We start from the raw sequence: 15,265 nt of genomic DNA on the forward strand, positions 1-15,265 counted from the left end.
AAGTAAAAAAGGGGAGGTTTTTGTATGACGAATTATCGTAAAACTGGACTCATGTTGTTATGTCTTTCCATGTCAATTTCTATTATTACTGCATGTGGATCGAGTAACGATAAGGGGACGGCAAGCACAGAAAGCTCAGACACAGCCACAGAGGTTCATAAGACGGGCTTTCCTATCGTGGATAATCCGATTGAGCTTTCTATTATGGCACCGGATGTAGGGCGTCAGGATTGGAACAAGATGCCTGTTATTCAGGAATACGAGAAGATGACGAATATTAAGTTAAAGATTCAAAACGCCCCACAAGACAGCTTTGAGACGAAAAAGAATTTGGTATTTGCAAGCGGTACGCTTCCCGATATTTTCTATGCGGCGGATTTAAAAGGATCGGATCAAGTTACCTACGGAAGTCAAGGATTGTTGCTGCCTTTAGAAAAATACATTGATGAGGGCTACGCACCTAATTTAAAAAAAATTCTCGATGAAAATCCGGATATTCGCAAATCAATGACAACACCAGATGGACATATCTATGCACTACGCAATATTCAGCCATCTGCGGTTTGGTATCGTGGACCGATGTGGTATAACGGGAAGTTCTTGAAGAAGTTCGGCATGGAAAACAAATTACCGCAGACAACAGAAGAGCTATACAACTATTTGAAGAAGGTTAAAGAGGAAGACGCGAACGGAAACGGTAAAGACGATGAGGTTCCTCTATCCTCTGTGAAATTAGATGATTTACGGATGTTCTTCCTCGGATTCTGGGGGATGTATAACGAGGATATCTACGTAGATAAGGAGAACAAAGTACACTTTCCACAAGCTGAACCAGCCTACAAAGAATATTTAACCTTCTTGAATCGCTTATGGAACGAGAATTTGCTGGATCATGAAACATTCTCTCAAACTGATGAGCAGAAGAAAGCAAAAGGGAAAAACAATCAAGTGGCCTTATTCTCCGATTATTTCCCATACTTCACGCTTGGTGGTGAACCGAGTGAAGATAACCCGATGATGCAGCCTGTATCTAGTGATATTGCTGGAACACCTGTATACGGCAAGCATCCTGGTATTAACACCATTGGCGGTTTCGCGATTTCAAACACGAACCCGAACCCGGAAGCAAGTATGCGCTGGATTGATTACCAATTTAGCGAAGAAGGGTATTCCTTCTGGGCGTATGGACCTGAAGGTACGTTATTTAAATACAAAGATAAAGCAACAGGCGAGAAAGAATGGCTGCCAGTTCCAGATGGTACGGATCGTGAAGAATACCGCGGTACAATCACGCCAAACTACGGGATTAATACACCAGGTTCCTATGAGAACAGCTATGTTTTAGGTCTTCGTACTAGCTTTGATGACTGGATTGACAAAGAAACAGCTACAAAGCTTACACCTATTGCAAAGACTCCCTTCCCATCGGTATTCCTGACGGTAGACCAACAGACGGAAATCAAAACACTCCGTTCCGATTTGGATAAATACGTGAAGGAAATGGAAGCGAAATTCGTTACAGGCGCAGAGCCAATATCCAATTGGGACAAATATATCGCTCAAATGAAAAAAATGGGGTATGAGAAGCTCGAATCAACGTATCAACAAGCATACGATACATGGGCTGCTAGTAAATAATTTGTGAAGCTTATACATTCTCATATTTTGAAAAACTTCCCGGTCATCCTAGGCATGACCGGGAAGTTATGATGAACCCTAAGCGAGGAAGGATTATACGGTATCGTTAGGCTCAGTATTGGGATGATTACTATTCATCTGTCGATACTGGCCCGGGGTATAACCGGTTTCCTTTTTGAATTTTCGAATAAAGTTTGGTGTGTCGAGGTAGCCGACGCGCTGGATAATATCTTTTAACGGATCACTTGTTATTACGAGCTGTTCCTTGACCTTATCTAATCGTTTTTGCCAAATATATTGGACGAAGTTGATGCCGACCTTATCCTTGAATGAACGACTGAGATGGGAAGGTGAAATCGTAAACGCAGCAGAAACAGATTCAAGGCTAAGTGAATGATCAACATAGTGCTGGTCGATAAAAGCAACGATATGATCCATGAGTGAATGTTCTTCTTTTTTATGCGTCTGCTCTACCTGTGTACAAATCTGAGTGGCTAAACGGTAGAAATTCTGCTCTATAAGATGGACGGGACCATTCATGAAATGGGGAGAAGCAGACTGCATCATGTTATCCATCTTTAGCTCAACTGCAGTTTTGAGCATGGTATTCAGCAGGTCGAACAATACGCATCGCATCAGCAGGGTAGATCGTTGTTTATTATCAAGGCCATGGATGGCTGTGTGAATAATTTGTTTGGCGACTTCGTAGTTGCCCTGCTTCAAGCTTTGTGCAAGCTTTAATAGCTCGTTACTAGGGAGTAACACCGTTTGATCATGGGCACTGGATAGCTTTTCAAAATACACGGTGGTTCCATGCTCGGTCGATTTACGCAATTCGAAGGCGGAGCAAGCCTCAACAAAGGATTGATTAAGCTGCTGAGGGCTCTCATAACATTTGCCTACACCGATCATCGGGTGGATATCCATTATGCCTAACGTATATTCACGGATCGCATCCACGATGTGAACGATTTGTGCAGCGAGTGCCTCATCATCTTCGAGCTGTAAGCTCACAATGAGTGCGAGCTGATCCAATTGCGGGAGCTCTACACCGTATACTTGTGTAGCAAGCGCTGGAAATTCAATAAACGCAAGCTTGCGATGTACTTCTTGTCGCGCATGAAGATGCTGCTGTTCTAATTCATCCCAGCCCATCATCATGACAAAATGATGACTTTGGTCGAAGTGCAGATGAAAGGTATCGAATATTCCATGCGTCATCATTTGTGCATGTCCATGCTTTAATAGCATGGACAGAACATGGTTGCGTGCATAGGGCTCTTGGAGATCAACCTTGGAGCTATACTGCTGTAATGTTGTTCGTATATACTCGAGCTCATTTCCAGAGGCCGGTGTATCTGTTTTTTTGTTCGTGAAGCGAACGAGCTCAGCAATCGGAAGATATTGCATCCGAGCGAATAATAGAGCGATGGCCGTTCCTACAATGGCGATCACAATGAATAAAATAATGATGAAGCTCCGAACATTAAGTACGCTACTGAAAAACTGATTACTCGCCATTAAAGTCACATATGACCAGCCATTGACATCCGATGTGACGGAAATAACCGAATGATCTTCGTTGTTCATCGATAGATTATGTATGCCGGGTGGAAGCTCTGATAACCGTTGGATATCCTGTTGGCTAGCTGTATCTCCATGGCCACTATAGGATAAAACACGTCCATGATTATCAAAAATATACGTTAATCCTCGATAGTTACCGAGAACGGAATCGATCAGATATGCCAACTCTTTCTCTTTAATGAGGTACATGACAGAAGCATATGGATCTGAGGTGTTGGGAATGATCGGCAGGATATAGGTTAATACAGATTGCTCGAGTGGTGAATTTTGATTCAGCATGTTCGTAAGTCGAATGGATGGAAATTTGGACGAGTTTAAAGCAGTCACAAGTTCATCATTCTTCCAGCTTCCAAACTGATAGGAGCTACGAAATACATCCAGGCTATACATGCCATGGTTGGAATAAATATTAGGGTCATGATGATAGTACAGAAATATATCCTCCACAATGGAATTGGAAGATTTGTAGCTATCTAGTGCCGCTATGGCGTCACGACTTTCATAAGGATCCAGTATGCGATAATGAGCGAGACGAGCGTCGTATGACATCCGTGACGCCATATCTCTTAAATCATTCATGCGTCCATCCACCACCGTTTTAATTTGGGTGAGCTGATTAAAGTGAGCATTTTCAATCTCCTTTTGTAAATTATCGGTAGCATTTCGGTAAATGAAAACGATTACAAATATAAGCGGAATAAGAAGGATAAGTAGATACGAACCGGTGAATTTCAGAAACAATTTCGATTTGAAATAGTTATAGTTCAAATTGTTTTCCCCCTTTTTGTGGAGCATACATGGAGATGTTCCTATCAAGCTATGAATACAGCATGATATAGATCGGCGCTTGAATACTTATTTATATTCAATAATAGGATGTTTATAGCGGATATTTATTTTTATGTCAAATGTTTTTTGAAAATATATCATACTAAATCAATAGAATCGCAGCCTCAGAAGAGCTGCATGGAGGTCGTGCAAATGAATGACGCTAATGTTGTCGAGGAGCAAATTGTTGTTGAAGGAGTTCATAATTACAGCACAGAGGAGGATTACGTTAAGCCGGAGGATTCGCAGCTATTAGATCAGCTGGAATGGTTCAAGGATCAGAAGCTGGGCTTGATGATGCACTGGGGACCTTATTCGCAGCTTGGACTTGTTGAATCGTGGGCGCTTAGTGATAAAGATGGAGATTGGTCACGGGACGATATTGATTGGGGGGTTGATTCGACGGAGCTGAAGCGGCAATACTTCGGGCTGAATAAAACCTTTAATCCGCTCCGTTTTGAGCCTGAGAAGTGGGCAGAGGTTGCTGCAGAAGGTGGCTTCAAATATTTAAATTTCACAACGAAGCATCACGATGGCTTCTGTATGTGGGATACGCAGACAACAGATTATCGCATCACGGGTAAGGATTGTCCTTTCCATGCACATAAGTACGCGGATATTTGTAAGAACGTATTTGATGCTTTTCGGGCCAAGGGACTTGGGATCTCTGCCTACTTCTCCAAAGCGGATTGGCACACACCAACATACTGGGCTCCAGGTATGGAGACGGGGACGTTCATGAATCGAGGTCCTTCGTATCCAACACAAGATTATCCTTGGCTATGGGAGCAATTCGTACAGTACACACATGATCAGATCATGGAATTGATGACGAAATATGGACGGATTGAAATGCTCTGGTTGGATGCGGGGTGGGTGTGTCCACAGAATAAGAATAATCCACAGGATATTCGGTTGGGTGAAGTGGTGGAGAAGGCACGTCAGCATCAGCCATGGCTACTAAGTGCAGACCGTACCGTTGGCGGACCTTATGAGAATGTCGTTACACCAGAGCAAACGTTGCCCGCGCGTCCCCTGCATATCCCATGGGAAAGCTGTATTACGATGGGGACTGCGTTCTCTTATCGGTATGAGGATCATTACAAGACGACACGTCAATTAATTCATTTGCTCGTTGAAGTTGTAGCCAAAGGTGGTAACCTGGCACTTAATGTCGCACCACAACCAGATGGCCGCTTGTCACCAACAGCGATGGATCGGATGAAAGGAATGGGCAGTTGGCTCAAAGTCCATGGTGAGGCGATTTATGGAACACGCATATGTGCGCCATACTCCGTTGGAAATACACATTTCACGAAAAAAGGCGATGTCATCTACGCTATTCATCTGTACTCAAAAGTGCAGGAACTCGTGATTAGTGAGATTTGTATTTCACTCGAGCAGGCTGTGACGCAAATAGATCTTGTTGGCGGACAAGAGAATCTAACATTCGAACGAACAACAACGGGATTGATCGTTCATTTACCAGAGAGCGAGCTTACGGGAATTGCCCCAATTGCACATGTATTTCGCATAAAATAACGAGTTGAACTATGGGAGGAAGAGCAGATGCAACAATGGTTCACTGATGCAAAGCTAGGAATTTTCATTCACTATGGAATTTATGCGGTACAAGGAGTTGCAGAATCATGGTCTTTCTATAACGGGAGAATGTCTTATGAGGACTATATGAAGCAATTGAATGGTTTTACGGCCTCTAAATTTGATGCGAAGTATTGGGCAGATCTGATTGCGAAGTCAGGAGCTAAGTATTCTGTTCTTACAACGAAACATCATGACGGAGTTGCATTATTTGATACGAAATTCAGTGATTTGAGCGTTATGAAGGCGACACCTGCCAAGAGAGATATTATTAAGGAGTGGTCTGAGGCGATTCGAGATCAGGGTCTTCGCGTAGGGATGTATTACTCCCTCATTGACTGGTCTCATCCTGATTATCCTTCAGTCTATGAGAATGGTGTCGTACCAGATGACTTGAGACAGATAAATCGTTATTCAAGTCCGATGGATGGTGTCCAAGATCCAGAGCGATGGGAAAGATTTCTGGCATTTAACCGTAATCAATTAGGAGAAGTGTTAACGGATTATGGTCAGGTTGATCTGTTATGGTTCGATGGAGATTGGGAACGAAGCGCAGAGCAGTGGGGATTACCAGCATTCAAAGATTATTTAAAATCATTTAATCCTGATCTTATTATAAACTCACGTTTGCAAGGGTATGGGGATTATAAGACTCCTGAGCAAGGTCTTCCCATTACGCGTCCGGAAGGTCCGTGGGAATTCTGTACGACGATAAATACGTCATGGGGTTATGTGCATACAGACCACAATTATAAATCATTGAATCAAATGATCCGAATGTTCTGTGACTGTATCAGCATGGGCGGTAATATGCTGTTAGATATTGGGCCCATAGAGGATGGAACGATTGATCCTAGGCAGGAAGCGATCTTGCTCGGATTAGGTGATTGGATACGTACACATGAAGAAGCCATCTATGGAACACAAGAGGGTATTATGACACGCTACTATCTGGGTGGCAGTACATTGTCTCCCGATAAGAAGAACTTGTATCTCTTCGTTTACGATACGCCGAAGGAGAACATTTGCCTCAAAGGGCTGTGTAATCCCATTACCAAGATTACGGTGCTTCACTCAGGCAAGGAGCTCAACCATGAAATTCACGGTGGTGTGCCCTGGTTCCACATACCAGGTACAACTTGGATTCAGATAACACCTGAAGATATGCATGAACAAGTGACAGTACTTAAATTGGAATTCGATGAAGAAATTGAGATGTACGGCGGCTCAGGTGCAGTTGTAACGCACAACTAAAGTACATTAACGGATAAAGGAGCATTCGCATGGTAAATCGAAGTGGAGTAGCAGAGCCACACATTGTTTCATACGCCCCCAAGCATTATCTGTGCAGACGAGCGACGGAGTCGCTTGTCTTGGATGGGAAGCTAGATAAGCCCTTTTGGCAGCATGCAGCATGGACAGAAAAGTTTGTTGATATTGAAGGGGATTTGCGTCCGATGCCAGGAAAGGATACGAGGGTAAAAATGCTATGGGATGATGAGTATTTTTACTTTGGTGCAGAGCTGATGGAAGATCAGATCTGGGGAACGCTGACAGAACGTGATTCCGTTATTTTTTACGATAATGATTTTGAGATTTTTATAGATCCAACAGGAGATTCCCATCAATATTACGAGTTTGAGATTAACGCCTTGAACACGGTATGGGACTTACTCCTTGTGAAACCTTATCGTGACGGAGGTCCTCCAATTAACGGTTGGGATATCCAAGGCTTGAAGACGGCTGTTCATATCGAAGGTGAGTTAAATAACCCGCACGCTGACAATCGGAAATGGACGGTTGAAATTGCAATACCTTGGAATAGTTTAAAAGAATGTGCTACGGATCAACGATTACCTTATGCTGGGGAGTTTTGGCGTGTTAATTTTTCACGTGTTGAATGGCGGACCGAGGTTGTCGATGGCAAGTATCGTAAGCTTCTCAACCCCGACACAGGGAAACCTTATCCTGAGGATAATTGGGTGTGGTCACCACAAGGAGTCATTAATATGCATTATCCAGAACTGTGGGGCTATGTTGTATTCGTGAATGAAGCGGGTCCATATCACTTCGACATCCCTCGCGATGAACATATCAAATGGGAATTACGGAAGCTCTATTATCGTGAGCGGAACTATTACGAAACACATGGCATGTTCACAGCCGATTTTAATGCATTGTGTGAAGAAGATACATGGACCATAGAACCAAACATTGAAACGACGACTAAAGCTTTTATTATATCTGCATCAACATCAGATGAGACGTCCCGTCTTTACATTCGCGAGGACGGGTTTCTCTGGAAGGAGTAATCAGATATGGAACAGATTGAACGTAAGTTTCAGGAGAAAAAGAGTTTGGCCAAGGCACGTGCAACGCAGTTATTTCAAATCTTTGAACAGGACTTGACAGAAGAAGAAATAATTGCACTTAAGTATCTCTATGCGTATATGCCAGTGAATGATTTGGCGGATTACAATGGTGAGCTTTTCTTGAATCATGTGAGAACGACACTAAAGATTCGCCGAAATATGCCATGGCAAGTCCCGGATCATATATTTTTACATTTCGTACTGCCCTACCGTGTTAATACTGAAAATATTGAAGAACACCGCCAAATTCTTCATGAACAATTAGCAGAGCGAACTAGCAAGTTGTCCATGACGGAAGCCATTCTGGAGACAAATTACTGGTGTCATGAGGTGGCAACGTATATTGGGAGTGATTTGCGGACGATTTCACCATTATCGATGATTCGAAATGCACGTGGTCGTTGCGGTGAAGAATCCACACTAGCTGTGGCAGCCCTTCGCAGTATAGGTATACCTGCACGTCAAGTGTATACGCCACGTTGGGCGCATTGTGATGATAACCACGCATGGGTGGAGGCATGGGCAGACGGTGAATGGTATTTTATTGGGGCTTGTGAGCCGGAAGCCCGTCCTAATCAAGGATGGTTTGGACCTCCAGCGCGTAGAGCAATGTTAATTAACACGCGTATTCTCGCTAATTATCAAGGTCCAGAAGATATTACGCTTGCAGATGAGTGGTTCACTGAAATTAATGTGTTGGAAAATTACGCATCCACGCGGACAATTACGATTCATGTGAAAGATGAATTCGGACAGTCTGTGCAGGATGCAGAAGTACAGTTCCAAGTGTATAACATGGCGGAATTTTTCCCGATTGCCATCCTTCCTACCAATGCTCAAGGAGAAGCAACTTTCAAAACAGGTCTCGGTGACCTCATGATTCGTGCGGCAAAGGGTGGTACTTGGGGGGAAGTGAAAATTTCAGTGGCGGACAGTGAATGCGTTGAGCTTGTACTGAATCAAGAAAATCAGCCTGCTGCAGGAACGATGGCCGATTATGATATGGTTCCACCTCCAGCGTGTGAAGGTGAGGTAATAGAGGAACTGTCTGAAATTCGTATCCAGCGACATAATGAACGTTTGGAGGAAGGGATCTCAATCCGTTCGAAATATGAAGCGACATTTGTGACAGAAGAAGCAGCGAGGAAGCTCGGGGAAACACTGGGTCTCCCGGAAGATCGTGTATGGACAGTGCTTCAGAAGGCACGTGGTAACAGTGTAGAGATAGCCGCATTTCTGGAGGCAGCCACATCCGCGTATGGAGAATGGGCTTTACGGTTATTGGAATGTATTAATGAAAAGGATTTAATTGACACATTTATTCCTACCCTTACAGATCATGTAGCTGGTGCGCTTGCTGTACGTGGTGAGCTCACAGAGGAAGTGTTCGTGCCCTACATTTTGCGTCCTCGTGTTCACTACGAGATGATTACACCGTATCGTACATTTTTCCAACAAGCTTTCACTTCGGATGAAGTGGCATTGTTCCGCAAGGACCCAACGAAGCTGGTTCAATTCATAGAAGAAACGTGGGATATATGGACAGACCTTCCGAATCTGAAAGGGAAGGGAACGGCAGTGGGTACCTTTGAATTGCGCGTAGGCGATCGCAGTTCCCTGGATATCATGTTCGTATCCATTTGTCGTAGTTTAGGAATCCCAGCGCGAATTCATCCCATTGAATCCAAGCCGCAATTTATAGTGGATAATATTTTCGTGGATGCTCAATTTACCAAAGGCGTTGTTGGAGGCGGGATAGAATTAGCGAACGGCACGCTCATACTTCATCGTGATCAGGGTGTAGGGACAGTCCAACCAACGGCTTCATACTATGAGAATTTCACATTAGCTCGGCTGGAGAACGGTTTTTATAAAACCTTATGTTATCCGAATGGCGCAAATGACCTATATGATACACCACTTGAGGTTGAGCAGGGAGCATACCGTCTGACGACAGGCGTAAGATTAAAAGATGGCACCGTGCTTATAAAGTTCACTTATTTCCATATTGCAGAAGGGGAAGAGACGAAGTTGGTCATGAAATATCGTCAATCTACATTGGAAATTCCAGTGTACGGCAAGGTGGAACGACTCAAGCAGCTGACCTCATGGGCAGGAGTAGAACAGACTTTCGCAGATCTTATTGGTGGAAAGGGCGCCTATGTCGCTTGGCTGGAGCCGGAACGAGAGCCTTCAAAGCATTTACTTCGTGAACTCGCTGAGTTGAAGCATGAGTTCAATGCGCTAGGTGCTCCCATCATTCTTATTATTGGTGACAAGCAATGTGCAGCTTCGTTTCATCCCGAGGACTATCCAGATCTTCCTGCAAATGCAGTGTTTGTACGTGATTCAACGAATAATCTATTGCCCGAATTATTTGCATCGTCCCAAGCGAGTGAAGCGGGCTTCCCGCATCTTATCATTGTGGACCGTGAAGATCAGATTCGTTACATGTCATCAGGATATAAGATTGCAGCGAGCAAGGAAGCGATTCAAATCTTAAGAAGGTTGTGAAAGGATGGATCAACAGATGATTGTAGCAGGCTACGTGAGTGATTCCAAACTATCTGAGTTATCGGGTGACCACTTGATGAAGTTAACGCATCTCAACGTTGCATTTGGTTATGTGAAAGAAGATCAGATTACAACAGCACATTTGAAATGCACGAACCAGCTACAAGAGATGAAAGCGATGTATCCGAATCTGACACTGCTACTCTCCGTAGGCGGATGGGGGAATGGGGGCTTCTCTGAGGCTGCCTCTACCGAAGAAGGACGTCAGAAATTTGCAGCGTCGGCTGTGCAAGTGGTAACAGATTTCCCGTTCGATGGAATCGATTTGGATTGGGAATATCCTTGTTACAGTGAAGCGGATATTAAATCGTCGCCGGATGATAAATGCAATTTCACACTGCTATTAAAGGCGATTCGAGATGCACTGGATGTGAAAGGTACAGCGGATAGCAGGCATTACCTGCTTACAATTGCGGCAGGTGCTGATCAGTATTACATTGATGGCACCGAGATGGATCAAGTACAGCAATATTTGGATTTTATACAGCTGATGACCTACGATATGCGTGGCGGTTTCCAGATTCTAACGGGACATCATACGAATTTATTTCATACGACAGGAGATTTGTATCGTATCAGTACAGAGGCATCGGTGAATATGTTCATTCAGGCAGGCGTTCCCCGAGAGAAAATCGTCATTGGCGTGGCGTTCTATTCCCGAATGTGGAAGCAGGTGCCGAATAAGACCCATGGATTTCTACAAATGGCGGGCACAACGGGTGGCTATGGTCCAGAATATACAGAGCTGTTTGCTAATTACATCAATCAGAATGGCTACACACGGCATTGGGACGATGAGGCCAAAGCACCATATTTATTTAATGGAGACACGTTTATTTCCTATGATGACGTAGATTCGATCGCACATAAATGTGAGTATGTCAAACGTGAAAAACTTGCGGGTGCCATGTTCTGGGAATATAGCTGTGATAGGACACACACGTTGCTTGATGCACTGTATGCAGGCTTATATGAGAGCGTGAAGTGAGCTACCTGTTCAATTAGTTAAGAAACATGATACTTCAGTCAACAAACGTTAGATTCAGGATAAATTCCCTTTTAATGCGCTTTATTATGATTTAAAGTAGGGGTGCAAGTAGGGTTAGACATACTGAAAACGTAGTTGCAGATCACAATTGTATACATGGAAGGAGTTTATGAAATGAGCAAAATTATTGGTGAAGCACTATCAAATATTCCTTGGCAGGATAAGCCGAGTGGCTATAACGCTCCAGTGTGGCGATATACCCATAATCCGATTATTCAGCGAGATGCACAGTTAAACTCGAACAGTATTTTTAATTCCGCGGTTATTCCTTTTGAAGAGGGATATGCAGGGGTATTCCGTTGTGACTCCAGATCTGTAAGTATGGACATATTCGCTGGCTTCAGTCAGGACGGGCTTCAATGGGAGATTAATGAGAATCCGATCCAATTTGAAGGCGACGAATATGTAACAAAGCGGGAGTATCGTTACGATCCACGCGTCTGCAAAATCGAGGATAAATATTATGTTTCTTGGTGTAATGGATACCATGGTCCTACAATTGGTCTCGCATATACGTATGATTTCAAAACCTTTCACCAATTAGAAAACGCTTTCCTGCCATACAACCGGAATGGTGTATTATTCCCGCGCAAAATAAATGGCAAATATGCGATGTTAAGCCGTCCAAGTGATACGGGGCATACACCATTTGGAGATATCTTTTTTAGTGAGAGCCCTGACCTGACGTATTGGGGAAAGCATCGTTACGTGATGGGTACGATCAATTCGGACGCTTCTGCATGGCAATCGAAGAAAATTGGTCCAGGGCCGATTCCAATTGAAACAGATCGCGGATGGTTGTTGATCTATCATGGCGTAATAAATACGTGTAACGGGTTCGTATATCGGATGGGTGTTGCTTTATTAGATTTGAATGAGCCATGGAAGGTGTTAGCACGTTCACGAAATTATATTCTCGGACCAGAGACATTGTATGAGTGTGTAGGAGATGTGCCAAATGTCACCTTCCCTTGCGCAGCACTTTCGGATGGCGATACAGGCCGAATTGCAATTTACTATGGCTGTGCTGATACCGTAACAGGCGTTGCCTTCACAACTGTGGATGAGTTGTTCGACTATATGGATAAGTATCCGCTCGAGAATTAGTAGAGTAAGCGAAGTGTCATAGCAAGTTAAAATAACTATAGGGAGAGATTGAGATGTCCAGCAAACGACCTTGGAAAATATACGCAATCCATCATTCTCATACAGATATCGGATATACAGAGCGTCAAGAGAAAATTCAGCAGTATCATGTTAATTTCATTCGCCAGGTCTTGCATATTTTACGTGAAAGCAAATCGGGACGTCGTCCGGAATGGCAAGGCTTTAAGTGGGTCTGTGAGACATTTTGGCCGATTGAAACCTTTCTGAAGCAGGCGACAGAGCAAGAGAAGATAGAGTTCGCTGAGGGCGTGAGACAGGGAGCTATCGGGTTGTCGGGGACTTATCTAAATATGACAGAATTAATTGGTAAAGAGCTATTCCAATCGATGATTGCGCGGGTGTGTGATTACGGACAGTCCATTGAAATTCCTGTAACATCGGCAATGACAGCAGATATTAACGGTTTCAGCTGGGGGTATGGTCAGGTATTGCTGGATGCTGGGATCCAGAATCTGTCCACCTGTATTCATACGCATCATGGAATGTTTCCTTGCTGGAAGAAGCAGCAGCCGTTCTGGTGGGAGATGCCTTCAGGGGATCGCCTGTTGACGTGGAGCGGAGAGCATTATGTGTTCGGAAATGATCTGGGGCTTGTACCTGGCATGGGTGGAAAATATACGATTAAAGATGAATTCGATATGAGTAAGGGCGCGGATTTTGAAATAGCTGAACAACGGATCGGGCGTTATATCGATCGTCTGACAGAGGATGGCTATGCATTTGATTTCTTTCCGGCGATGTTCTCAGGCTTGCCTACGGATAATAACCCGCCAAATGCGGCGGCAATAGAGTTTATCCAACAATGGAACACCAAGCATGGGGACCGGATTTTAATTCAAATGGCAACGCTAGATGACTTCTTTGCAGAAGTCCGTGCCCATGCAGCACAGCATCCGGAAGATATTCCTGTTTATCGAGGAGATTGGCCAGATTGGTGGACGGATGGGGTTGGCTCGACACCAAAGCATGTACAAGTATTCCGTGAGGCGCAGCGGGTGTACCAGAAGGTAAGAAGACTAGATCCTAATTATGACATCATTTCCCCGGAAGCTATTAAGGACATGGAATATCAATTAACGATGTTCGCTGAGCACACATGGGGCTATCATTCTTCCATTTCGGAGCCTTGGAACCCGTTTGTTCAGGAGTTGGGCTTGCGTAAGGAGGCATTTGCAGCAAATGCGAGCACCGCTGCACATCGCGCATTGTACGAAATCCTTGAAGCCAAGGGAGATGCACTGCTTGCACCGGGTCGGCCGATGAAGTTCAAAATTTGCAATCCTTACAGCTATGTTCAGGAGGATCATGCTCATCTTATTCTTGAGGGTTGGTATTACGAGCAGATTAAAGAAGGGTTTGAGGTGCGTGATTTCAATACAGGTGAGGTGCTCCCATCTCAACTGCGTCTTGCGCATCGCGGGGTTATTGTAACCATTCCGGTCATGCTGGAGCCTCAGGAAGAAAAAGTGCTTCATATCGTAGCGGTTAAGCCAACAATTAAAACCGCATATATGAACGATTATGTGGCATCGGATCGTGTATTGGATTTGGATGTTACCCATGAAGTAAAGGACTTCCATGTGACATCCACATACGCTGAAACACCATTTGTACGTATTGAATGGAAGAAGGGTGAAGGAATCACCTCTTGGAAGGATAAGGAGACTGGACAGGAGCTGCTACGTGCAGACCGGAATCATCATGCATTCACACCGGTATATGATGTTACGCCAGCCACAAAGGTGGTCGAAATGACGGAGGTTCGTCGTCTTATGGGCCGTAATCGGAAAGGTCCGAATGCGATTGTATCTACAGGTGTGTTGACAAGTGCAGAAATTGTTGGACAGGGAGAGCTTTATAGCATGATTCAATTGACCTATGAAGTCTCCGGTTGTGAGCATTATTCCTTATTCTTAACCGTGTATGCGGATCGTCCTCGTGTCGATGTGTCGGTACGGATGCATAAGGAAAGTGTATGGAAGCCTGAGAATTTGTATATTTCACTTCCGTTTGGCGGCGCATTGACAACCTCTACGCAGGAGCTGTGGGTAGATAAGATGGATGCACTAACTCGTCTGCGCAAGGATCAATTACCAGGCAGCTTGGCCGATTATACGGCTGTTGGCGAAGGTGCTGCATACATTTCAAAGGAACAAGGTATTGTGATTGCGATGCCAGACACTCCGTTGATTCAAGTGGGTGCTTTAGAGCATAAATATCGTCTACTTAATGGCGATGCAAGACTAGAACAGGACCCTGCGCACTTGTACGCCTGGGTGATGAATAACTATTGGGAAACCAACTTTGCAGCTACGCTTGGCGGCTTCTATGAATTCCGCTATTACATTACATGGGGTGAGAAGTTTAACAACCCTGAAGTATCGTTCGACATGTGTCGGGGGATGAATGCAGGAATCCTGGCGTGGAGACAATTCTAGTTCATGTGAAC

The 15,265-nt window shown here is 44.2% G+C and carries 9 protein-coding genes; 8 read left to right on the forward strand and 1 reads right to left on the reverse strand.

The window, feature by feature from the left end; genetic code table 11:
- Nucleotides 1–24 precede the first annotated feature (24 nt).
- Complete coding sequence (locus H70737_RS08285) at nt 25–1,638, forward strand: extracellular solute-binding protein (RefSeq protein WP_042186278.1); 1,614 nt, start codon at nt 25–27, stop codon at nt 1,636–1,638.
- 93 nt (nt 1,639–1,731) lie between these two features.
- Here H70737_RS08285 and H70737_RS08290 read toward each other — a convergent pair whose 3' ends face one another.
- On the reverse strand, nt 1,732–3,993 hold the full coding sequence (locus tag H70737_RS08290) for a helix-turn-helix domain-containing protein (RefSeq protein WP_156113082.1): 2,262 nt from the start codon (nt 3,991–3,993) through the stop codon (nt 1,732–1,734).
- 213 nt (nt 3,994–4,206) lie between these two features.
- Between H70737_RS08290 and H70737_RS08295 the strand changes: the two genes are divergently transcribed.
- From H70737_RS08295 to H70737_RS08325, 7 genes are all read left to right on the forward strand, one after another.
- Nucleotides 4,207–5,595: an alpha-L-fucosidase gene (locus H70737_RS08295; RefSeq protein WP_042186282.1), complete on the forward strand. Its 1,389-nt coding sequence runs from the start codon at nt 4,207–4,209 to the stop codon at nt 5,593–5,595.
- A gap of 27 nt (nt 5,596–5,622) precedes the next feature.
- Nucleotides 5,623–6,909: an alpha-L-fucosidase gene (locus H70737_RS08300; RefSeq protein ID WP_042186284.1), complete on the forward strand. Its 1,287-nt coding sequence runs from the start codon at nt 5,623–5,625 to the stop codon at nt 6,907–6,909.
- A gap of 29 nt (nt 6,910–6,938) precedes the next feature.
- Complete coding sequence (locus H70737_RS08305) at nt 6,939–7,967, forward strand: carbohydrate-binding family 9-like protein (RefSeq protein ID WP_042186285.1); 1,029 nt, start codon at nt 6,939–6,941, stop codon at nt 7,965–7,967.
- A gap of 6 nt (nt 7,968–7,973) precedes the next feature.
- A complete protein-coding gene (locus tag H70737_RS08310; protein ID WP_042186287.1) occupies nt 7,974–10,541 on the forward strand; it encodes a transglutaminase domain-containing protein in 2,568 nt (855 codons plus the stop codon).
- 4 nt (nt 10,542–10,545) lie between these two features.
- Nucleotides 10,546–11,589 carry a glycoside hydrolase family 18 protein gene (locus tag H70737_RS08315; protein WP_042186289.1) on the forward strand — a complete coding sequence of 348 codons (1,044 nt, stop codon included), beginning with the start codon at nt 10,546–10,548 and terminating at the stop codon, nt 11,587–11,589.
- A gap of 174 nt (nt 11,590–11,763) precedes the next feature.
- A complete protein-coding gene (locus H70737_RS08320; RefSeq protein ID WP_042186291.1) occupies nt 11,764–12,756 on the forward strand; it encodes a glycoside hydrolase family 130 protein in 993 nt (330 codons plus the stop codon).
- A 53-nt stretch (nt 12,757–12,809) separates the two neighbouring features.
- Nucleotides 12,810–15,254, forward strand: coding sequence for a glycoside hydrolase family 38 N-terminal domain-containing protein (locus tag H70737_RS08325; protein ID WP_042186293.1), 2,445 nt, complete (start codon nt 12,810–12,812; stop codon nt 15,252–15,254).
- The last annotated feature ends 11 nt before the right edge of the window (nt 15,255–15,265 follow it).

Origin of the sequence: Paenibacillus sp. FSL H7-0737, assembly GCF_000758545.1 — a bacterium.
Lineage (GTDB): Bacteria > Bacillota > Bacilli > Paenibacillales > Paenibacillaceae > Paenibacillus_AQ.